Origin of the sequence: Streptomyces sp. NPDC052079, assembly GCF_040680275.1 — a bacterium.
Lineage (GTDB): Bacteria > Actinomycetota > Actinomycetes > Streptomycetales > Streptomycetaceae > Streptomyces.
Genome location: NZ_JBFAWL010000029.1, coordinates 45666 through 66473, shown reverse-complemented (window position 1 = coordinate 66473; position 20808 = coordinate 45666). Strand labels below are relative to the sequence as shown.

Here is a 20808-nt window from a genome sequence, read left to right as displayed (position 1 = left end):
CGCCGTACGCGTACGCCTGGTCCTTGTGGGTGATCGCGGAGAAGGCGTCCACCTTGTCGCCGTGCAGCAGGATGTCGACCTTGACCAGGCTGGAGATGACACCGAGCTCGTTCATCCTGCGGAAGTCCCAGAACACCGCCCCCTCGCTACCGTGCACCTCGAAGCCGTAGTTGTTCTGTTCACCCACCGACACCCGGCAGGCCTCGAGCACACCCCGCGCGCCGGAGGCGAACCGCAGCAGGCAGCTGACGTAGTCCTCGTTCTCCACGGGGCCGAGTTCACCGCCCGTGGCCCGCGAGTGGCCGGCCGTGGCGCCCGCCGGACGGGCCCGCTCGGGCAGGAAGATCGCCGTGTCGGCGGTCAGCGCGGCGATGTCGCCGAGCAGGAAGCGGGCCAGGTCGGCGCCGTGCGAGGCCAGGTCGCCCAGCACCCCGCTGCCGCCGCGCTCCCGCTCATAACGCCAGGTCAGCGCGCCCTCGGGGTGGGCCGCGTAGTCGCTGAACAGGCGGATGCGGACATGGGTGACCCGGCCGATCTCACCGGAGGCGATGAGATCGCGGGCCGCCTCCACGGCCGGCGCGTTGCGGTAGTTGAAGCCGACCGCGCCCTGCACCCCGGCCCCGGCGACCGCATCGGCCACCGCGCGGGCGTCCTCGGGGCCGAGGCCCACCGGCTTCTCGATCCAGATGTGCTTCCCGGCCTCGGCCATCGCGACGCCGATGTCGCGGTGCAGGAAGTTCGGAGCAGTGATGCTGACCGCCCGTACGCGCGGATCCGCGGCCACCTGGCGCCAGTCACGGGCCGTCGAGGCGAACCCGAACTGTGCGGCGGCCTCCTCGGCCCGGCCGGGCACCTCCTCGGCGACGGTGATCAGCTCCGGACGCAGGGCCAGGTGCGGATAGTGGTGCCGCACACGCGCGTACGCCTGGGTGTGCACCCGCCCCATCCAGCCGAAACCCACGACGGCGACACCCAGCGCATCCACCATGACAGCCTCTCTCCGGCCCGTTCCGCGTTCTGCCCGCTCACCCTCTGCGCGGCGCAGGCGTCCTGTCAACCTTTTGACAGGACAAACACCGCGTGTTCGGTGCCGCAGCGCACATGAGGTAGGGTCTGACCTGCATGATCACACGGTTCATTGTGTGGAACGCACCGGGACGTGGCGCAGCTTGGTAGCGCACTTGACTGGGGGTCAAGGGGTCGCAGGTTCAAATCCTGTCGTCCCGACAGTGCGGAAAGCACGTCGGAGGCCGTCCTCCCACTTGTCGGAGGACGGCCTCTCGCGCATGGGCATGGTCGTTCCGACCTCCCAGGTCGGCCCGTACGGCTGTCGCCCGCCCTCCACCTTGTCGCCAGGGCGTCACCGGACCCCGATCAGCACGGTCCACACCAAGGGATCACTACGGAAGCACATACGCTCGGCCTTCTTCGCCGATCTGGTCATCCAGGACTGGCAGGCCCAACGAGCCAGCGCCGACGACGAGGGCCACCAGGATGGCACCCCAGTCGATGACATGTGGCAGTCCCGGGAAGAAACCGAAGAACGCGAGGGTCGCGACCAGCCCCACGACGAACGCTACGAACCCTGCCCGCCGACGCCGCGTCTCCTCCGCGTGGCCGGGCTCCGGCTCTTGCTGCTGATCGGTCATGAGCGAACTCACTTCGTGATGTGGTGGCACTGGCTCACACGCCGCACCCCGGTGACGTAGAGGTGGGCGCACGCCTTGCCGTAACGAGGCAATGTCTGAGGACGGTTGTTCCGCATCGGATCGATCTTGCACTCGTAGTGGGTCTTGCCGCGCGATGTGCGGTAGGTCCTGGCGTTCGTGTCGGCGTACGCGAAGTTCACGCGGCTCGGTACGTCCGGCCGCCGTGCGGTGGTGGTCGCCCGACAGCGCGCGTCGGCTCACGCCGCCCCGAAGGCGGTGAACGCCCAGCCGGTGGCCCGGTGCACCGCGTCCGCCGGGAGTGTCGCGCGCGCGTCGCGCAAGGCCTCCGCCAACGACAGACCGGTGTCGAGCGCTTCGTGCAGCGCGAGCATCAGCGGGACGACCGCCGCATCGTTGACCGGGGCACTGCACGCCACCACCCCCGCCGTACCCAGCGGCAGCAACGCCGTGACCAGACCGAGGAGTTCATCGGCCCCGACCGTGGCGAACCGGGCGGTGTCGCAGCACGACAGGATGATCCGGTACGGGCTGCGGTCCAGCCGCTCGAGGTCGTGCACGATCACCGGCCCGTCCGCCATCCGCAGCGAGGAGAACAACGGGCCGTCCGCGCGGAACGCGCCATGCGCCGCGATGTGCGCCAGTGCCGCACCGTCCAGTTCCGTCAGCACCCGCGGAACCGTCGCGTCCGCGTACTCCAGGACCGTCGCACCGCCGTAGCGGCCGGCCAGCTCGGACACCTCCGCGCCGCCCGTCGCCAGACCCGGGCCCCGCACCAGCACCTGGCGGCCCCCGCGCGGCGGCGCCGTGTCCTTCGCGCGCAGCCAGCTGCTCGCCGAGGGCGACACACTCAGCACCTTCTCCCGCAGTGAGGGCAGCAGCGCCCACGGCACCCGGTGCAGCCGCCCCGGCGGCACGATCACCACCGGGCCGGCACCGAGGTGCGCCGCGGCCGGACCGAGCAGCAGCTCCTCCAGCCGGCGGCCCGCCGCCTCCACCACCGGCAACCGGGAATCCGCCCCCGGATGGGCCAGCCGCCGCAGCCCCGCCTGTACGTGCTCGGCCTCGGTCTCCGCCGCCGCCAGCAGCCCCGCCTCGAACCGCCGCACCCTGCCCTGCCCGCACAGCAGCACCTGCACGCGCCCGTCGAGCACGGCGAGCTCCACCAGCTGCGCGTCGCCGCTGTCCCGCAGCCGCGCGAGCAGCCGACGGACGTCGAAACGGGCCCCGCCGTCGGCGGCCGCACCGCGCATGTGCAGTGTCCGGGAGCGGATCTCCCGTTCCAGGCGCCGCTGTTCCCGCTCCAGGGCCGGCACGGGCTTGCCGTCCATCCGGGCCTCCTCCGCGCGGGCGGCGATCTCCCGATAGGCGGTCATGCCGCGGAGCAGCGCCGGGTCGGCCGGCGGCCGGGTGGGCGGTGCGGAGAGCGCGGTGGCCCGCCAGCGTTCGCTCCACACCAGCAGCCGACGGGGCCCGCCCGAGACCAGACTGGCCCGCTGCGCGAGGGCGGCCAGCTCCGCGCCCTGCGCGGTGGCGCGGGCCCGCAACTCCGAGGCTCCCAGCGTCATCCGGTGGTCGTCCAGTACGTCCAGGCCGCGCCGGCAGGCCTCCAGCACACCCCGCGCGGAACCGGCGGCCTGTGCGCGCAGCGCCTGCGCGGCCCAGCCCGTCATCCGCGCCAGCGGCGGCCCCACGCGTCTGCTGCGCGCGGCGACCGCCAGATGAGCCTCCGCGTCCGCCGTCCAGCCGAGATCCAGCGCTATTCGGCCCGCGAGCAGCGACGCCTCGGGAGCGGCCGGAGCACCGAGCCCCGACAGCTGCTCCGCCACCGTGGCCGCGTCCGCGACCAGCCGGCCCGACCCGCGCCCGGCCGCGTGCCGGGCCTCGGTCAGCACCAGCCGCGCGTGCGTCTCCCACCAGGTGCGCCGCTGCCCCGCGAACAGCCGCACGGCCAGCGCCGCACGCGCGATGGCCGTCTGCGGTTCGCCGGCCTGCCGCGCCGCCCGGGCGGCCGCGAGCAGCAGCTCCGCCTTGCGCGTCGACTGCCCGCCGATGCCGTCGAGCGCCCGGATCGCCGCGTCCGCCTCGGCCAGCGCCTCCCCGGGCAGCCCCGCGGCCATCAGCACCTCGCAGCGGCGGATGCTCAGCATGAACGTCGGCGTGCCCAGCTTGGCGTACCGCTCCTCCGCCTCGTCCAGCAGCCGCAGCGCCGCCGGGACGTCGCCCGAGCGGAACGCGGCCAGCCCCCGGCTCTCCACGGCGTCCGCCTTGTCGTGCTCCTGGCCGGTGGTGTCCCACAGGGCCTCCGCGGCCGTGAAGTCGGCGTCCGCCCGCTCCACCGCGCCCAGCGCCAGATGCACCGTTGCCCGCAGCGTCAGCGCACGCGCCGTCCAGATCACGTCGTCGGCATGCCGCAGTACGGGAATCGCCCGCCGTACGTCCTCCAGCGCCTCCTTGTGATGGCCCAGGACCCACCACGAGTACGCCCGCCGGAACAGCACCCGCGCGCGTGTGTGCCCGGTGCCGCGTTCGACGCCCCGCCGCAGGGCGTCCATACCCTGCCGCGTGCGCCCCGCGTGCACCAGTGCGACCCCCAGCGTGGCGAGGACGTCCGCCTCCCGCTCCGCCGAGTCCGCGCGCGCCGCCCACGCCCTGGCCCGGCGCAGATGGCTCAGGGCGAGCCGCAGGTCGCCGAAGTCGCGCTGCCAGATGCCGATCACCTGATGGGCGACGGAGGCGTGCAACGGCGGGGGGCGGTCATCCAGGACCTCTTCCGCCCTCGCCAGCGCCTCACCCGGGGCGGCGAACACCATCGGCAACAGTTCCAGCACCGTGTCGCTTCCCGCTGTCACCCCACGATCGTAGTGGTCCGCAACCGCGCCCCACAGGTTCGACGTTGTATCAAACGGCCGCCCCGTGGCTCTGCATCACGACAGCTCGGCGGCCCCGCCCGCCATCGTCCGAGTGGAGGACATGCCATGGCACCACAGCGATTCCGTGAGCAGTTCGCACAGATCCAGCGCTCCATGCCCGACGTCCCCCTGGCGGTGGGGCCGGACGACGCGGGCGAGTTCCTCTACGAGAAGGGCGTCGTCCTCGCACGCGACGGAGAGGAGGCCCGCGTCGTCGAGGACACCGTGCGGCAGCACTTCACCACCTTCGCCGGTCTCACCCCGGACCAGGTGCGCCGCGCGAGCCCGGAGACCAACCGCTCCGGCATCACCCGCATCCGGGTCGCCGACCCGGGCGAGGGCGACGGCAGCGGCGACCCGGCCGTCGCCGGTGCTCTGCGCGCGCTCTCGGCGACCGAGGGCCGCACCGGACGCCGGCTGGTCAGCCGCAACCACGTGGTGTCCATCGCCGTCAACGCCTGCCCCGGCGACGAGCCCGTGCCCGTGGCTCCCGGGGGGCGGCCCAACCCGGCCGCGGCCGAGGCCGCCCACGACCCGGACAGCGCCGTCGGTGTCCTCGTCATCGACACCGGCCTCATGCACGACCACCGCTCCTACCCGCTGCTCGCCCACACCCGCGGCGACGCCCAGGTCGCCGAGTGCGACGAGGACGGGATCCTCCAGCAGTACTGCGGCCACGGCACGTTCATCGCCGGACTCGTCGCCGCCGTCGCGCCCAACACCGACATCACCGTCCGGGGCACGCTCAACGACGCCGGCGCGATCCTGGAGTCCGAGTTCGGCGAGAAGCTCTTCGAGGCGGTCGACCGGGACGGCTGGCCGGACGTCATCAGCCTCTCCGCCGGCACGTCCAACGGTCGTACCGACGGCCTCCTCGGCGTCGATGCCTTCATGCGGGAACTGCGCGAGCAGCGCACCCTGTTGGTCGCCGCCGCCGGCAACAACGCCAGCGCCACCCCCTTCTGGCCCGCCGCCTACGCCGGCCTCCCCGGGTACGAGAACGCGGTGCTGTCCGTCGGCGCACTGCGCGCGGACGGCGAGTTCGGCGCCTGCTTCAGCAACCACGGCGGCTGGGTCAAGGCCTACGCGCCCGGCGAGCGTCTCGTCAGCGCGCTCACCGGTTTCGACAGCCCTGTGCCGTACGTGTACCAGCACTCCACGTATGACGCGTGCCGGTACGGCTTCACCTACGCCTGCACCTGCCACCATCCGCGCCACACCGGCGTACTGAGCGAGGAGGGCGGATCCGGCAAGCCGGACCAGGTGATGTTCGAAGGGCTCGCCCAGTGGAGCGGCACCTCGTTCGCCACTCCCGTCGCCGTCGGCATGATCGCCGCCCATATGACCGGGCAGGCGGAGACCGACCCGCGCAAGGCCCGTCGGCAGCTGATGGACGCCAACACCGAGGTCGCCGAAGTGCGCGGGGCGCACGTGCCGGCGCTCCTGCCGCCCACCTGGCGCCCCCTTCCGGTTTCACCACCCTCCGCGCGGCCATGAGGGCTGGAGTCGTCCCTTCCACGGCGTACCATGACGTGCCGTACACGAGGGGTGGGACCGTGGAGCGTAGTGAAGTCGGCGCGTTGGTCCGGTCCGCTGTCGACGGCGACGCGGCGGCCTGGAAGGCGATCGTGGAAGGGCTGGGCCCCCTGGTGTGGTCCGTGGTGCGCGCGCACCGGCTCTCCGACGCCGACGCGCACGAGGTCTACCAGACCGTCTGGTTCCGCTTCGCCCAGCATCTGGGGCGGATCCGGGAACCGGAGAAGGCGGCCTCCTGGCTGGCCAGTACCGCGCGGCACGAGTGCCTGAAGGTGCACCGGAACGCGCGTCGGCTGATGCTGACGGACGATCCGCAACTGCTTGACCGGGCCAGTGAGGACGACATGCCCGAGCAGTCGCTGCTGGATGCGGAGGCGGCGCGGGAGCAGAGCGAACGCGTGCGGCGGCTGTGGCAGGAGTTCGAGGAACTGGGCGAGCGGTGCAGGCAGTTGTTGCGTGTGCTGATCGCTTCGCCGCCGCCCAGTTATCAGGAGGTGTCCGCCGCGCTCGATATCGCGGTGGGCAGCATTGGGCCGTTGCGCCAGCGCTGTCTGCGGCGGCTGCGGGCTCGGCTTGAGGCACGGGGGGCTGCGTGAGTGACGTGAACGATGATGCATTTCTGGAGGACTTCGACGGGGGGCCGCTGGAGGAGGAGCTTCGGCGGGCGGCGGCGGTGCTTGATCCGTTGCCTCCGGTGTTGCTGCAGGCCGCGATTGACGCGTATGCGCTGCACGATCTCGAGGCCCGTGTGGCCGAGTTGACCTTTGACTCGCTGGTCGACGCGATTCCGGTGCGGGGGGTTGCGGACGCGCCGCGGATGCTGACGTTCAGTGCGGGTGAGGTGATGGTGGATGTTGAGGTGAGCGCGCGGGGGCTGATGGGGCAGGTGTTGCCGCCTCAGGCGGCGCGGATTGAGGTGCTTGGGGGGTTGGGCAGCACCGTGCCGCTTGCCGCGGATGACATGGGGCGGTTCTGTGCCGATGCTGCTCCGTGCGGGCCGTTCGCGCTTCGGCTGTGCACCGGTGAGGGTGTGGTGGTTACGGAGTGGCTGCGGGCGTGAAGCTGGGTTGCACCGGGCCAGGTTTTTCGCCCCCGCCGCCCCTTCCCGTCCCGTCCCCGGGGGCGCTGCCCCCGGACCCCCGCTCCTCAAACGCCGGAGGGGCTGAGTGGTGCCGGCGGCAGCTGTATGGCGAGGTCAACTAGGGGCTCGGGTCAGTGGGTCACCGCGTCGGTCAGTGTGGCTAGTGCTGAGGCGAGGGTCTGGAGGCCTGGGGCTGCGGGGCCGGCTGGTTCGGGCATGTAGGTGTCTCGGCGGATTTCCACCATCAGGGCCGAGACCTCCGCCCGTTTTCCGTAGAACTTCAGTGGTACGTACGTTCCGGCGAACGGGGTGTTCAGGGCCGTTTCCCCGCACCGTGCGAATGCCTTGCGGGCGGCGGTGAGGAGGCTGGGTGGGGTGTGGAAGGGGTCGGTGCCCAGGCATATCTTCGGGCGGGGTCCGTCGGCGTGCAGTTCGTAGGGGAGGGGTGCGCTCGGGTAGGAGTGCACGTCGATGATCACCGCCCGTCCGGTCGCCGCGAGCCGGTCTTCGACCGCCTCCGTCATGGCCTGGGCGTACGGGTGGAAGTACCGCTCGATCAGCGGGTCCGCGTCGAAGCCGTCGGGGCGGAGCACCTCCTTGTGCGTGGTCCGTGTGTAGACCGCGCCCATGCCGACGGCGAGCATCTCCTCCCGCTCGTCCGGGAACCGCTCGGGGTCGACGACCAGCCGTGAGAGCCGGTTCACGAACCGCCACGGTGTGACACCGGCCGCCCGGGCCGCCGCGTCGGCGATCGACGCGGTGTGCGCGTCGGTGATGTGGTCCAGCTCCCGCTCCAGCCCGGCGTCGTCCAGCACGATCCCGGACCGGACCGCTGCCGGTATCTCCCGTGCGGAGTGCGGCACATGGAGGATCACGGGGGAGTCGGGGTCGCCGGGGACGTACTCGAAGGACGGCGGCACATCGCTCATACGGCTGCTCCGGGGGTGGGTCGGTCGTGCAGGGAAGGATCACACCACCGCCCCGGCCGGGCGCGGTGCCGGCCGGGGCGGTGGTGTGGAAGGGGGCTCGCGTCAGCTCAGGGACGCCAGCGTCTCGTTCCACGTGGCGGACGGGCGCATGACCTGGGACGCCTTGGCCGGGTCGGGCTGGTAGTAGCCGCCGATGTCGGCCGGCTCGCCCTGGACGGAGATCAGCTCCTCGACGATCTTCGCCTCGTTGGCGGCGAGCGTCTCGGCGAGCGGGGCGAAGGCCTTCGCCAGGTCCGCGTCGTCGGTCTGCGCGGCCAGCTCCTGCGCCCAGTACAGGGACAGGTAGAAGTGGCTGCCGCGGTTGTCGATGCCGCCGAGGCGACGGGTCGGGGACTTGTCCTCGTTGAGGAACGTCGCCGTCGCGCGGTCGAGGGTGGCGGCGAGGACCTTGGCACGGCCGTTGCCCGTGGTCTCGGCGTACTGCTCCAGCGACGGCACCAGCGCGAAGAACTCACCGAGCGAGTCCCAGCGCAGGTAGTTCTCCTTGATCAGCTGCTGGACGTGCTTGGGCGCGGAACCGCCGGCGCCGGTCTCGAACAGGCCGCCGCCCGCCATCAGCGGGACGATCGACAGCATCTTGGCGCTGGTGCCCAGCTCCAGGATCGGGAACAGGTCGGTGAGGTAGTCGCGCAGCACGTTGCCGGTGACGGAGATGGTGTTCTCGCCGCGGCGGATGCGCTCCACCGACAGCTTGGTCGCCTCGACGGGGGACAGGACGCGGATGTCCAGGCCCTCGGTGTCGTGCTCCGGCAGGTACTGCTCGACCTTGGCGATCAGGTTGGCGTCGTGCGCGCGGGTCTCGTCCAGCCAGAACACCGCCGGGTCGCCGGTGGCGCGGGCGCGGGTGACGGCCAGCTTCACCCAGTCGCGGATCGCGGCGTCCTTGGTCTGGCAGGCGCGGAAGATGTCACCGGCGGAGACCGCCTGCTCGATGACCGCTTCGCCGTTGCGGTCGACCATACGGACGGTGCCCGTGACCGGGATCTCGAAGGTCTTGTCGTGACTGCCGTATTCCTCGGCCTTCTGCGCCATCAGACCGACGTTCGGCACCGAGCCCATGGTGGACGGGTCGTAGGCGCCGTGGGCCCGGCAGTCGTCGATCACGGCCTGGTAGACGCCGGAGTACGACGAGTCCGGCAGCACCGCCAGGGTGTCGGCCTCCTGGCCGTCCGGACCCCACATGTGGCCGGAGGTGCGGATCATGGCCGGCATGGAGGCGTCCACGATGACGTCCGAGGGGACGTGCAGGTTGGTGATGCCCTTGTCGGAGTCGACCATCGCCAGGTCCGGGCCCTGGGCGAGCTCGGCGTCGAAGGACGCCTTGATCTCGGCGCCCTCGGGCAGGTTCTCCAGGCCCTTGTAGATGCCGCCCAGACCGTCGTTCGGGGTGAGACCGGCGGCGGCGAGCTTGTCGCCGTACTTCGCGAACGTCTTCGGGAAGAAGGCGCGCACCACGTGACCGAAGATGATCGGGTCGGAGACCTTCATCATCGTGGCCTTCAGGTGCACGGAGAACAGGACGTCCTCCTGCTTGGCGCGGGCGATCTGCGCGGTCAGGAACTCCCGCAGCGCGGCGACACGCATCACGGAGGCGTCGACGACCTCGCCCTTCAGGACGGGTACGGACTCCCGCAGCACCGTGGTCGAGCCGTCGTCGCCCTTGAGCTCGATGCGCAGCGCGCCGTCCTCGGCGATGACGACCGACTTCTCCGTGGAGCGGAAGTCGTCCTGGCCCATCGTGGCGACATTGGTCTTCGACTCGGGGCTCCAGGGGCCCATGCGGTGCGGGTGGGTCCTGGCGTAGTTCTTCACCGAGGCGGGGGCCCGGCGGTCGGAGTTGCCCTCACGCAGGACCGGGTTCACGGCCGAGCCCTTGACCTTGTCGTAGCGGGCCTGGATCTCCCGCTCCTCGTCGGTCTTAGGGTCGTCCGGGTAGTCCGGCAGCGCGTAGCCCTTGGCCTGCAGCTCGGCGATCGCGGCCTTGAGCTGCGGGATCGACGCCGAGATGTTCGGCAGCTTGACGATGTTGGCCGCGGGCGTCTTCGCCAGCTGACCGAGCTCGGCGAGGGCGTCCGGGATGCGCTGGTCCTCGGTCAGGTAGTCCGGGAACACGGCGATGATGCGCCCGGCCAGCGAGATGTCCCGTGTCTCCACGGCGACACCCGCCTGCGAGGCGTACGCCTGGACCACCGGCAGGAAGGAATACGTCGCCAGGGCCGGAGCCTCGTCAGTGTGCGTATAGATGATGGTCGAGTCAGTCACCGGGTGCTCCGCTCCACGTCTGCAACATTGCTCGACATCAAGATATCTTGTGACGGGCCCCGGCTCGACAGGGGTCCGCGCCGAGTTCCGGGCGATCTCCCGCCACGCGGCCGGCCGGGCCGTCGCGGCGGGAGGTCGCCCGCCCGGCCCTCAGATGGGCCGGGCCGTGGTCATGTCGTCCGGCGCGGACACCGCGTCCCGCTGCTGCGGGATCAGCGTCGTGCCCTGCTGGAGCGCCACCGTCCGCGCGGGCGACGGGATACGGATGCCCTCCTCGCGGTAGCGGCGGTGCAGGCGCTTGATGAACTCGTGCTTGATCCGGTACTGGTCGCTGAACTCACCGACGCCCAGGATCACGGTGAACCCGATACGGGAGTCGCCGAAGGTGTGGAAGCGCACCGCCGGCTCATGCTCCGGCACGGCGCCGGTGATGTCGGTCATCACCTCGGCGACGACCTCCTTCGTCACCTGCTCCACCTGCTCCAGATCGCTGTCGTACGACACGCCGACCTGCACCAGGATGGTCAGCTGCTGCTCGGGGCGCATGAAATTGGTCATGTTCGTCTTGGCGAGCTGCCCGTTCGGGATGACCACCAGGTTGTTGGAGAGCGCACGGACGGTCGTCTGCCGCCAGTTGATGTCCTCGACATAGCCCTCCTCCCCGCTGCTCAGCCGGATGTAGTCACCGGGCTGCACGGTCTTGGAGGCGAGGATGTGGATGCCCGCGAACAGATTGGCGAGGGTGTCCTGAAGGGCCAGTGCCACCGCCAGACCGCCGACACCGAGGGCGGTGAGCAGCGGGGCGATCGAGATGCCCAGCGTCTGCAGGCCCACCAGGAAGCCGATCGCCAGGACCAGGATCCGGGTGATGTTCATGAAGATGGTGGCCGACCCGGCGACGCCGGAACGGGACTGGGTGACCGAGCGCACCAGCCCCGCCACCACTCGGGCCGCCGACACGGTCGCGGCGAAGATCACCATCAGGGTCAGCGTCTGGTTGACGTTGTGCTGCACGGTCCGGGTCAGCGGCAGCGCCGCCGCCGCGGAGGCCGCGCCGCCCGCGATCGCCGCCCACGGCACGATCATGCGCAGCGCGTCCACGAGGACGTCGTCCCCGCGCCAGTTGGTGCGTTCGGCGTGCCGCCCCAGCCAGCGCAGCAGCATCCGGAGCAGGAACGCCGCGACGACGCCGGCGAAGAGGGCGATCCCCGCGTACACCAGATCGTCCATGGTGAGCGAGCGGGTCACCGCTCACCTCCGGTGAAACCAGCGGCCCACGGCCCTATGTGATGTCGTGTCATGTGTCACCTGCTCGAGTTCTACGGAATCCAGGCGTGCCGACCTCCCCCTGACCTGCGGTCGGCACGATCGCTCATCCTGCCGTATCCCGAGGGGCAGTTCGTACCACGCCCGGTCTCACAGGTCCGAGAACGAGCCATGCCGGCCCGCCCCCGAGGCGAAACGGGCGGCGCCTTCCAGACTTTCCGCCACGACGGCGGCCCCGTGCCGGAGTTCGCCGCGCAGTGCCGTCTCCTCGTCCAGCCCCTCCTGGCCGAGCACCGAGGCACGGTCGGCACGCAGACAGGCCTGGGGGAACCGGGCGAGGGCGGCGGCCAGTTCCTCGGCCTCGGCGCGGGCCCGCCCCACGGGCACGACGCGGTTGGCCAGTCCCATGGCGAGGGCCTCCTCGGCCGCCACCGGCCGCCCGGTGAGGATCAGGTCGAGCGCCCGGCTCGTGCCGATCAGACGGGGCAGCCGCACGGTGCCGCCGTCGATCAGCGGCACGCCCCAGCGGCGGCAGTACACCCCGAAGACGGCGTCCTCCTCGGCCACCCGGAGATCGCACCACAGCGCCAGCTCGAGACCGCCCGCCACGGCGTGTCCGGCGACGGCGGCGATCACCGGCTTGGACAGCCGCATCCGGGTGGGTCCCATCGGCCCGTCCCCGTCCTCGCCGACCCGGTTGCCGCGCTCCGTGCCCAGCGCCTTCAGATCGGCGCCCGAGCAGAACGTGCCGCCCTCGCCCCACAGCACCGCCACCGCGGCCCCGTCGTCCGCCTCGAACGCGCGGAAGGCGTCGGCCAGCGCGGCGGCGGTCGGGCCGTCCACCGCGTTGCGCACCTCGGGCCGGGACAGGACGACCGTGGTGACGGGTCCCCGGTGCTCGATCCGGACCGGCATGACAGTGCCCCTCTCGGCTGGTCGGACCCGGGACCCTACCCCGGCCCGGGGGTCAGATCACCTTCAGCCGCACCAGCGCGCCCAGCGTCAACGCGCCCGGCAGCAGCGGAAGCCACACCGTGATGACCCGGAAGACCAGCACCACCGCCGTGGCCGGCGCCGCCGCCGCGCCCACCGCGACCAGCGCCACGACCAGTGCCGTCTCCACCGAACCGAGCCCGCCCGGAGTGGGCACCAGTGCTACCGCGACGGTCGCCGCCAGATACGCCACCGCCATATGGGCGGGCGGCACGGACAGCCCGAACGCCAGCCCCACCAGCACCAGCACGGTCGCCTGCAACGCGGGGAAGGCCAGCGCGCCGCCCCACAGCGCGAGCGCCCGGGAGGGCAGGGCGTGGACCGACCGCGCCTCGCCCAACGCCGTCCGCAGGAACGAACGGACGGCCCGCCGCAGCGGCCGTACGGCCGTCAGCACACCCACCGCGACGACGGCCACCGCGCCGATCGCGAGCAGCAGCGGGCCGAACGCCCCCGCGGGCAGCAGCGGGCCGAACCGCAGGGCGTCCGGGAACGCCACGAGCAGGGCCGCCAGCAGCCCCACCCGGCCGACGGACTCCGCGAGGAGATACAGCGCCAGAGCCGCGGAGGAACGGGCCGGCGTCAACCCGCAGACCGTCATGAACCGCAGATTGACCGCACTCGCGCCCAGCCCCGTGGGCAGCATGTGGTTCGCCGCGCCCGCCGCGAACTGCGTGGCCAGCAGGCGCCGTCCGGGCAGCCGTTCGACGACCGCGCCCTGCCGGGTGAAGGCGGCCGCCACCCAGGTCAGACAGGTGACACCGGCCGCGGTCAGCAGCCACGGCCGACGGGCGGTCGGCAGCAGGGCGAAGCCCTCGGCCAGCACCGCCCGGTGCCGTACGGCGATGACGGTGACGAGTAACAGGGGCAGCACACACAGGATCCGGCGGACCGTCAGCGTCACGTTACGACCGGGGAGCGGTTCCTGGAGAGGGGCCGCTCCCTGCTTGACCTCAATCATGGTCGAGGTTCTACCTTCACGTTCATGAGCATGGAGACCACAGCGTGGACACAGCTGCGCAGCGTGATGTACGCAGAGGACGAGCACCGCCCCGTGACCAGGGAGACCCTGCGCCGGATCGGCGCCTTCGCCCGCCCGCACCGCCGTAAACTCGTCCTCTTCGTGCTGCTCGGCACGGCGACCGCGGCCCTCGCCGTCGCCACCCCTGTGCTGGCCGGACGCGTCGTGGACACCATCGTGTCCGCCGGTGACGAGGGCACGGTCGTCCGTCTGGCCCTGCTCATCGCGCTGATCGCGATCGTCGAGGCGGCCCTGGGCATCCTCGGAAGGCGACTGTCGGCCGCCCTCGGCGAGGAACTCATCCTCGACCTGCGCACAGCGGTGTTCGACCACGTCCAACGTATGCCCGTCGCCTTCTTCACACGCACCCGTACGGGAGCGCTGGTCTCCCGTCTCAACAACGACGTCATCGGCGCCCAGCGGGCCTTCAGTAACACCCTGTCGACCGTGGTCGGCAATCTGGTCACCCTGCTCCTCACCCTCGCCGTGATGCTCACCCTGTCCTGGCAGATCACCCTGCTCGCCCTGGTGCTGCTGCCGGTCTTCGTGATCCCCGCCCGCCGCATGGGACGCCGCATGGCCGGTATGCAGCGTGAGGCCGCCGCCCTGAACGCGGCCATGGGCACCCGGATGACCGAGCGGTTCTCCGCGCCCGGCGCCACCCTGGTGAAGCTGTTCGGCCGCCCCGAGGAGGAGTCGGAGGAGTTCGCGGTGCGCGCCCGCCGGGTGCGGGACATCGGCGTGCGTACGGCCACGGCGCAGACCGTGTTCATCACCGCGCTGACCCTCGTCTCCGCCCTCGCGCTGGCCCTGGTCTACGGCCTCGGCGGGCGGCTCGCCCTCAGCGGCGTCCTCGAACCCGGCGCGGTCGTCGCGCTGGCACTGCTGCTCACCCGGCTGTACGCGCCGCTGACCTCGCTGGCCGGGGCGCGGGTCGAGGTGATGAGCGCGCTGGTCAGTTTCGAGCGGGTCTTCGAGGTCCTGGACCTCGAGCCGCTCATCCGGGAGAAGCCGGACGCCCGCGACCTGCCGGAGGGACCGGTCTCCGTGGAGTTCGACGACGTCCGCTTCGGCTACCCGGCTGCTGACAAGGTCTCCCTGGCCTCACTGGAGGAGGTCGCGGCTCTCGACTCGCGCGGCGGCGAAGAGGTGCTGCACGGCATTTCGTTCCGGGCCGAGCCCGGGCAGACCGTCGCGCTCGTCGGCTCCTCCGGGGCGGGGAAGTCGACGATCGCGGCGCTGCTGCCGCGGCTGTACGACGTCGACGGGGGTGCCGTACGCGTGGGCGGCGTCGATGTGCGGGAGCTGACCGCTCGGTCGTTGCGCGCCACGCTCGGGATGGTCACCCAGGACGGGCATCTCTTCCATGACACGGTGCGGGCCAATCTGCTGCTGGCCCGGCCGGATGCGAGCGATGCCGACCTGTGGCATGCGCTGGGGCGGGCGCGGCTCGACACGCTTGTACGGGCGTTGCCCGATGGGCTGGACACCGTGGTGGGGGAGCGGGGCTACCGGCTCTCCGGGGGCGAGCGCCAGCGTATGACGATCGCCCGGCTGCTGCTGGCCCGGCAGCGGGTCGTCATTCTTGACGAGGCCACCGCTCATCTGGACAACACCTCGGAGGCCGCCGTTCAGGAGGCACTCGGCGAGGCGTTGGAGGGCCGGACGGCGGTGGTGATCGCGCATCGGCTGTCCACCGTGCGGGCGGCGGATCTGATCCTGGTGGTCGAGGCGGGGCGGATTGTGGAGCGGGGGACGCATGAGCAGCTGCTGGCGGCGGGGGGTCGGTATGCCGAGCTGCACCGTACGCAGTTCGCCGCCGGCGGGGAGGGTGGGCCGGGGGCGGACGCCGAGCCGGCGGTGGCGTAGGGGGCTGCCGCGTTGGTGCGGGCCGGGGGGTGTTCGCGCAGCCCGGCGCTTGCGGGGTGCCGTCGCGCCCACCCGTGCCGCCCCAGCGGCACGACTGCCCGCGGAGGGCGGCACGTGACTGCACGCGGGGGCGCGTCGGCGGGGTGCCGTCGCGTCGGGTCCGGCGGCTCCCGGGCGGGGAGCCGCCGGGCGTGTTACGTGTCCTGGTTGGTGGGCCTGGTTCGGGGGCGGCGCTTGGGGGTGCCGCGGCCTCGGGGGCCCTTGGTGGCGTGTTTGTTGAGTTCGATGGCTAGTGGGGATGCGGTCAATACCGAGGAGTATGTGCCTACGAGCATGCCGATCAGCAGGGCGAGGGCGAAGTCGGTGAGTGACTCGCCGCCGAGCAGGGCCAGCGCGGCCAGGATGAAGATCACACCCATACCGGTGTTGACCGTACGAGGCACCGTCTGGAGGACCGCCAGGTTCGTCACCTGGTCCAGCGGTGCCTTGCTGTCCTTGCGCCACAGCTCGCGGATCCGGTCGAACACCACCACCGAGTCGTTCACCGAGTAACCGATCACGGTGAGCAGCGCGGCCAGGAACACACCGTCGATCGGCTTGCCCAGCCAGGCGAAGATGCCGGTCAGGATCACCACGTCGTGCGCGAGCGCCGCGACCGCGCCCGCGCCGAACATCCAGCGGAACCGCACGGCGAGGTACAGCAGTTGGGCGGCGAGCGCCAGACCGAGGGCGATCAGCGCGTTGCGCCGCAGCTCCTCGCCGAGGCTCGGGCCGATCAGCTCGTCACGGACCTTCTCCGCGCCGCCGCCGACCTCCTCGATGGCGTCGGCCACCTCGGCGGCCTCCGCGTTGGTCAGCTCCTCGGTGCGGACCGTCAGCTGGTTGTCGCCGGAGGACTGCACCACCGCCTGCGGGAAGCCGGCGTCGGCCAGCGCCTCCCGGGCCCGGTCGGGGTCGACGGGATTACTGGTGGAGTACTCGATCAGCCGGCCGCCGGTGAACTCCACACCGAAGTTCAGCCCGCGCACCGCGATGCCCGCGCCGGTGAGGACGAGCACGACGGCGGACACCGCCAGCCAGCGGAGCGGACGCCGCATCAGCTGCGGATTGCGCCGGGTGAGGTACGTGCGGACCCGCCCGATCGAGGCCAGCCCCGTCAGCTCCGGCCGGCGGTGCACCCAGCGGCGGGCCACCGCGAACTCGGCCAGCACCCGGGTGATCACCAGGGCGCTGATCATGGACGCGATGACACCGATGGCCAGCGTGACACCGAAGCCCTTCACCGGTCCCGACGCCAGCAGGAACAGCAGCACCGCCGCGATCAGCGTGGTGACATTGGAGTCCGCGATGGCGCTGAACGCGCCCTTGAAGCCGGCGGTCAGGGCCGAGCGGCTGCTGGGCCGCCGGTTGCGTTTGCCGTACTCCTCACGGGCCCGTTCGAAGACCAGCACGTTGGCGTCCACCGCCATACCGATGGCCAGGACGAAACCGGCGAGTCCGGGCAGGGTCAGCGTCGCCCCAAGGGCGGCGAGAGCGGCGTAGGAGATAAGGCCGTAGCAGAGCAGGGCCAGGGTGGCCAGGACGCCCATCAGCCGGTAGACGACGATGATGAAGACCGCGGTCAGCGCGGTACCGACGACGGCCGCCCAGGCACTCGCCTTGATGGCCTCGGCGCCCAGCGTCGGGCCCACGGTCCGCTGCTCCACCGTCTCGACCGGCACCGGGAGTGCGCCGCCCTTGATCAGCAGGGCGAGTTCCTTGGCCTCCTCGCTGCTGAACGAACCGGTGATCTGGGTGGAGCCGCCGGTGATGCCCGCGCCGCAGGAGACGGACGGGTCGACCTGGGGAGCGGAGATGATCTTGTTGTCCAGCACGATCGCGACCCGGCGCCTCGGGTCGCCCGGCGGGTTGCAGGCGGCCTCACCGGTCAGCCGGGCCCAGGCCTTGTCGTCCTCGAAGTCCACCGTGACATGCCAGCCCGCGCCGCCCTGCTGGTCGAAGCGCGCCTCGGCGTCCTTCACGTCCTGGCCGGTGAGCGCGGCGTCGCCCAGCCGGAGCCGCTCTCCGGCCTCGTCGGGCAGGATCCGTTCGCCCTTCTTCTGCGGCTTGTCGGTCGCGGAGGCGATGCCGAGCACCGGGTGGACGGAGAGCTGAGCGGTACGGCCCAGGACGTCGGCCGCCTGACGCGGGTCCTGCAGGCCGGGCAGTTCGACGATGATCCGGTTCTCACCGGAACGGACGATGCTCGGTTCGGCCACCCCGAGCGCGTCGACACGGCCGCGCAGGACCTCCAGGGTGCGGTCGGTGGCCTCCGTGTCGGCCTCGACGGTCTCGGTGGAACGGGTCTCCAGGACGATCTGGGTGCCGCCCCGGAGGTCCAGTCCCAGACGGACCGGAACGGTGACGGCGACGAACACGGATGCGACGATCACGGCGAGCGCGAACAACGCCCTGAGGCGGGCGGGACGATTCACAGATGCCTCCAGCAGGCACGCGGAGAAGAGGAAGAGGGAATCTCAGGTGCTGGAGGGCGGGGGAGGGGCGCGTCCCGGATCCGACGGCATGTGCGCGGCCGGGGGCTGCGCATGCCCGGCCACCGGTGCCGGACGCACCGGCCGCGGCGGGACGGGCGGCGTGTACGCCTCGGTGAAGAGCACATGCCCGGCGGACATCGACCGCTCCCCGACGTCCCGCTCCGGCCGGGTGAGCACGGTGCGGGCACCGACGTAGGCGTCGTCGCTGTACGGACGGGTGTCGAAGGAGTACGACGCGGGCGCCGGCTCGGGGGAGGTCGCGGGGGCGGACACGGCGCCGGACTCGAACGCGGCACCGCCGGTGACCCCGAGGGTCAGCAGTATGGCCGCGAAGGCGGCGAGGGCCGACGCGGCACGGCGGAACGGAAGGCGGGCGGAGCGTCCCCGCGGGGCGGCGGTCAAGGTTCGACGAGCCCGGCGCGAATGGCGTAGCGGGTCAGCTCCAGACGGTCCCGCAGCCCCAGCTTGTGCAGCAGGTTCTCGCGGTGCCGCTGCACCGTCTTGACGCTGATGACCAGCAGCTCGGCGATCTCCTTCGACGAGTGCCCCTCGGCGACGAGCTTCAGCACCTCCTCCTCGCGCGGCGTCAGCAGCTGCTCCGGCGCCTCCTCCCCGTGCCGGACCCGGTCGAGGTAGTTGCGGATCAGCGCCGTCACCGCACCCGGGTACAGGAACGGCTCGTCCCGCATCGCGGCCCGGCAGGCGGCGACCAGGTCCCGGTCGGCGACGGACTTCAGCACATAGCCGCCGGCCCCCGACTTCAGCGCCTGGAACAGATACTGCTCGTTGTCGTGCATCGTCAGCATCAGGATGCGCAGCCCCGGCTTCAGCGCCGTCAGCTCACGCGCGGCCTGCAGACCGGTCAGCCGCGGCATGGCGATGTCCAGCACCGCCAGGTCGATGTCATGGGTCCGGGCCATGGCGATCGCCTCCGCACCGTCACCCGCCTCGGCCACCACCTCCAGGTCCGGCTCCCGGTCGAGGATGAGCCGGACGCCGCGCCGCACCAGAGCGTGGTCGTCGGCGAGCAGAATCCGGATCTTCGACTGCGTCGGGTGGCCGGGCCGGTGTTCCTGAGGGGTCATGACTGCTTCCTGACGGCGGGCACGGTGAGCCGGATACGCGTCCCGCGCGCTGTCGCGGAGTTCCCGTCCGGGCTCGATAGATCCAGCATGGCCCCGATCAGCAGCGCACGTTCCCGCATGCCCCGAAGTCCGGCGCCCTCGTGCGCGGCGCCGATGCCGCGCCCGTCGTCAATCACCTCCAGGACGACGCCGGAGTCGACCGCGCGCAGGCTCACCTCCACGGACCGCGCCTCGGCGTGCCGGGCGGCATTGGTCAGACTCTCCTGCGCCACACGGTAGATCACCAGCTCCGTCTCAGGGTCGAGCCCCGGCAGATCCGCGTCGAAACGGCGCACCACCCGCAGCCCGGTGTGCGTGGCGAACTCGGTGGCGAGCGATGTCACCGCGCTGACCAGCCCGAGATCGTCCAGGACGCCCGGGCGCAGCCGGCGCACCAGCCGGCGGACCTCGTCGAGGCTCTCCCGGGTGATCTCCTGGGCCTGCTGGAGCTCACCGCGCAGCGGCTCGGACGCCTCGTCCGAGGCCCGCTTCAGGGCCAGCAGCACGGCGGTCATGCTCTGCCCCACCTCGTCGTGCAACTCCTGGGCGATACGGCGCCGCTCGCCCTCCTGGGCGAGGATGGCGCGGGCACTGCTCGCGACGCGTTCCCTCTCCAGCCGCTCCAGCATGGAGTTGAAGGCGCTGACCAGCTCGGCGACCTCGCCCCCGCCCCGTACCGGCAGCCGCTGACCGGGGCGCAGCAGGTCCACCGTCGTCATCAGCCGGGTGACGCGGTCCAGCGGGGCCAGCCCGATACGCAGCAGCGCGGCGTTGGCGACGAGCATGACGGCGAGCCCGCCCACCAGGATCACCGCCTCGGTCAGCAGCACCGGAACGGACACGGTGACGGGAGCCCACAACAGCAGCGCGGTGGCACTTCCCAGCACCACCGCGTTCAGCCCGAAGATCCGCCAGTACAGGGACACGGAGGTCACGCCTTCCTCTTTCTCGTCTGCCTCTACTGTCGGTCACCGTGCCTCGTCGTGCGGCCGCGGCCCATGGTCCCGGCGGACAGCGGCCAGCGTGCACGGCCCGCACGGCGGGTGTCGATGGGCCCCGCACCCCATTTCCGGTCCTCCGTCGGACCCATCCGTACGGGGTGGGTCCTGGGACCCCGCACAGATGGGTACCGCGCCCGATGGGCGCGACGCACGAAACGGGCGATGGTGAGGACATCACCCGTACGCCTTCGAGGAGGACCACGTGTCGCTCGACCTGCCCCGCACCGAACCGCGCACCGCACTCCCGGCCGCGGCCGAGGTCCGTCAGCGGCTCGAACACGCCCGCACGACCCGGCTGGCACAGCTCAAGGCGCTCGACGAAACCGGGCAGAGCCCCGGCGACCACCTGATGTCCAACCAGATCGACGCGATCAAGCGCACCCTCACGGAGATCGACGAGGCCTTCGCCCGGGTCGACGACGGCACCTACGGCACCTGCCAGGGCTGCTCCAAGGCCGTCCCGCCGGAGCGGCTGGAGATCCTCCCGCACACGCGCTACTGCGTCGCCTGCCAGCGCCGCGCGGCCTGACGCCCGCCACGACCGTCCTTCTCT

Annotated in this window: 18 protein-coding genes and 1 tRNA gene; 6 read left to right on the top strand and 13 right to left on the bottom strand. The window is 71.8% G+C overall.

What is annotated here, in order from left to right; all coding sequences use genetic code 11:
- The coding region (locus tag AB0L56_RS28760) for a Gfo/Idh/MocA family oxidoreductase (protein ID WP_365428316.1) at positions 1–988 on the bottom strand (988 nt) is incomplete at its 3' end.
- Positions 989–1153: 165 nt separating this feature from the next.
- Here AB0L56_RS28760 and AB0L56_RS28755 point away from each other — a divergent pair.
- Positions 1154–1227 (top strand) — tRNA-Pro (locus AB0L56_RS28755).
- Positions 1228–1400: 173 nt separating this feature from the next.
- Here the strand turns inward: AB0L56_RS28755 and AB0L56_RS28750 are convergent.
- Genes AB0L56_RS28750 through AB0L56_RS28740 form a run of 3 tightly spaced genes read right to left on the bottom strand, consistent with a single transcriptional unit; the run spans position 1401 to position 4480 of the window.
- A complete protein-coding gene (locus AB0L56_RS28750) occupies positions 1401–1649 on the bottom strand; it encodes a hypothetical protein (RefSeq protein ID WP_365428313.1) in 249 nt (82 codons plus the stop codon).
- An 8-nt stretch (positions 1650–1657) separates the two neighbouring features.
- On the bottom strand, positions 1658–1849 hold the full coding sequence (locus AB0L56_RS28745) for a hypothetical protein (protein WP_361028101.1): 192 nt from the start codon (positions 1847–1849) through the stop codon (positions 1658–1660).
- Positions 1850–1906: 57 nt separating this feature from the next.
- Positions 1907–4480 carry a CHAT domain-containing tetratricopeptide repeat protein gene (locus AB0L56_RS28740; protein WP_365428321.1) on the bottom strand — a complete coding sequence of 858 codons (2574 nt, stop codon included), beginning with the start codon at positions 4478–4480 and terminating at the stop codon, positions 1907–1909.
- 165 nt (positions 4481–4645) lie between these two features.
- Between AB0L56_RS28740 and AB0L56_RS28735 the strand changes: the two genes are divergently transcribed.
- The 3 genes from AB0L56_RS28735 to AB0L56_RS28725 are packed head-to-tail and all read left to right on the top strand — an operon-like array spanning position 4646 to position 7175.
- Complete coding sequence (locus tag AB0L56_RS28735; RefSeq protein ID WP_365428309.1) at positions 4646–6076, top strand: S8/S53 family peptidase; 1431 nt, start codon at positions 4646–4648, stop codon at positions 6074–6076.
- Between the two features lie 59 nt (positions 6077–6135).
- Positions 6136–6711: a sigma-70 family RNA polymerase sigma factor gene (locus tag AB0L56_RS28730; RefSeq protein WP_365428306.1), complete on the top strand. Its 576-nt coding sequence runs from the start codon at positions 6136–6138 to the stop codon at positions 6709–6711.
- Positions 6708–7175 (top strand): hypothetical protein, encoded by a 468-nt coding sequence (locus AB0L56_RS28725; RefSeq protein WP_365428303.1) that lies wholly within the window; start codon positions 6708–6710, stop codon positions 7173–7175. Before AB0L56_RS28730 ends, AB0L56_RS28725 begins: the two co-directional genes overlap by 4 nt.
- A 152-nt stretch (positions 7176–7327) precedes the next feature.
- On the opposite strand, the gene AB0L56_RS28720 is transcribed toward AB0L56_RS28725, so the two are convergent.
- The 5 genes from AB0L56_RS28720 to AB0L56_RS28700 all read right to left on the bottom strand — a co-directional run bounded on the left by AB0L56_RS28720 (position 7328) and on the right by AB0L56_RS28700 (position 13667).
- Complete coding sequence (locus tag AB0L56_RS28720) at positions 7328–8125, bottom strand: N-formylglutamate amidohydrolase (RefSeq protein ID WP_365428300.1); 798 nt, start codon at positions 8123–8125, stop codon at positions 7328–7330.
- Between the two features lie 102 nt (positions 8126–8227).
- A complete protein-coding gene (locus AB0L56_RS28715) occupies positions 8228–10447 on the bottom strand; it encodes an NADP-dependent isocitrate dehydrogenase (protein WP_365428297.1) in 2220 nt (739 codons plus the stop codon).
- A gap of 150 nt (positions 10448–10597) precedes the next feature.
- Positions 10598–11695 (bottom strand): mechanosensitive ion channel family protein, encoded by a 1098-nt coding sequence (locus AB0L56_RS28710; RefSeq protein WP_365428294.1) that lies wholly within the window; start codon positions 11693–11695, stop codon positions 10598–10600.
- A 168-nt stretch (positions 11696–11863) separates the two neighbouring features.
- A complete protein-coding gene (locus tag AB0L56_RS28705) occupies positions 11864–12628 on the bottom strand; it encodes a crotonase/enoyl-CoA hydratase family protein (protein ID WP_365428291.1) in 765 nt (254 codons plus the stop codon).
- A 52-nt stretch (positions 12629–12680) separates the two neighbouring features.
- Positions 12681–13667, bottom strand: a complete 987-nt coding sequence (locus AB0L56_RS28700; protein WP_365428288.1) for a lysylphosphatidylglycerol synthase domain-containing protein — start codon at positions 13665–13667, stop codon at positions 12681–12683.
- A gap of 24 nt (positions 13668–13691) precedes the next feature.
- Between AB0L56_RS28700 and AB0L56_RS28695 the strand changes: the two genes are divergently transcribed.
- Entirely contained in the window at positions 13692–15596 is a 1905-nt protein-coding gene (locus AB0L56_RS28695) for an ABC transporter ATP-binding protein (RefSeq protein WP_365428285.1), read from the top strand.
- A 194-nt stretch (positions 15597–15790) separates the two neighbouring features.
- Here AB0L56_RS28695 and secD read toward each other — a convergent pair whose 3' ends face one another.
- The 4 genes from secD to AB0L56_RS28675 are packed head-to-tail and all read right to left on the bottom strand — an operon-like array spanning position 15791 to position 20189.
- Positions 15791–18070, bottom strand: a complete 2280-nt coding sequence (gene secD, locus AB0L56_RS28690; RefSeq protein ID WP_365428282.1) for a protein translocase subunit SecD — start codon at positions 18068–18070, stop codon at positions 15791–15793.
- Positions 18071–18112: 42 nt separating this feature from the next.
- Positions 18113–18532 (bottom strand): hypothetical protein, encoded by a 420-nt coding sequence (locus AB0L56_RS28685; RefSeq protein WP_365428279.1) that lies wholly within the window; start codon positions 18530–18532, stop codon positions 18113–18115.
- Positions 18529–19215, bottom strand: a complete 687-nt coding sequence (locus AB0L56_RS28680) for a response regulator transcription factor (protein ID WP_365428276.1) — start codon at positions 19213–19215, stop codon at positions 18529–18531. Before AB0L56_RS28680 ends, AB0L56_RS28685 begins: the two co-directional genes overlap by 4 nt.
- Positions 19212–20189 (bottom strand): sensor histidine kinase, encoded by a 978-nt coding sequence (locus tag AB0L56_RS28675; RefSeq protein ID WP_365428273.1) that lies wholly within the window; start codon positions 20187–20189, stop codon positions 19212–19214. The genes AB0L56_RS28680 and AB0L56_RS28675 overlap by 4 nt, the downstream gene beginning before the upstream one ends.
- 268 nt (positions 20190–20457) lie before the next feature.
- Here AB0L56_RS28675 and AB0L56_RS28670 point away from each other — a divergent pair, with 268 nt between their 5' ends.
- On the top strand, positions 20458–20784 hold the full coding sequence (locus tag AB0L56_RS28670) for a TraR/DksA C4-type zinc finger protein (RefSeq protein WP_361028142.1): 327 nt from the start codon (positions 20458–20460) through the stop codon (positions 20782–20784).
- The last annotated feature ends 24 nt before the right edge of the window (positions 20785–20808 follow it).

What these genes read in the sequence shown, in the direction of transcription:
- AB0L56_RS28750 (WP_365428313.1), bottom strand. Translation starts at nt 1,649, where the DNA reads ATGACCGATCAGCAGCAAGAGCCGGAGCCCGGCCACGCGGAGGAGACG.
- AB0L56_RS28740 (WP_365428321.1), bottom strand. Translation starts at nt 4,480, where the DNA reads ATGGTGTTCGCCGCCCCGGGTGAGGCGCTGGCGAGGGCGGAAGAGGTC.
- AB0L56_RS28735 (WP_365428309.1), top strand. Translation starts at nt 4,646, where the DNA reads ATGGCACCACAGCGATTCCGTGAGCAGTTCGCACAGATCCAGCGCTCC.
- AB0L56_RS28720 (WP_365428300.1), bottom strand. Translation starts at nt 8,125, where the DNA reads ATGAGCGATGTGCCGCCGTCCTTCGAGTACGTCCCCGGCGACCCCGAC.
- AB0L56_RS28705 (WP_365428291.1), bottom strand. Translation starts at nt 12,628, where the DNA reads ATGCCGGTCCGGATCGAGCACCGGGGACCCGTCACCACGGTCGTCCTG.
- AB0L56_RS28700 (WP_365428288.1), bottom strand. Translation starts at nt 13,667, where the DNA reads ATGATTGAGGTCAAGCAGGGAGCGGCCCCTCTCCAGGAACCGCTCCCC.
- AB0L56_RS28695 (WP_365428285.1), top strand. Translation starts at nt 13,692, where the DNA reads ATGAGCATGGAGACCACAGCGTGGACACAGCTGCGCAGCGTGATGTAC.
- AB0L56_RS28680 (WP_365428276.1), bottom strand. Translation starts at nt 19,215, where the DNA reads ATGACCCCTCAGGAACACCGGCCCGGCCACCCGACGCAGTCGAAGATC.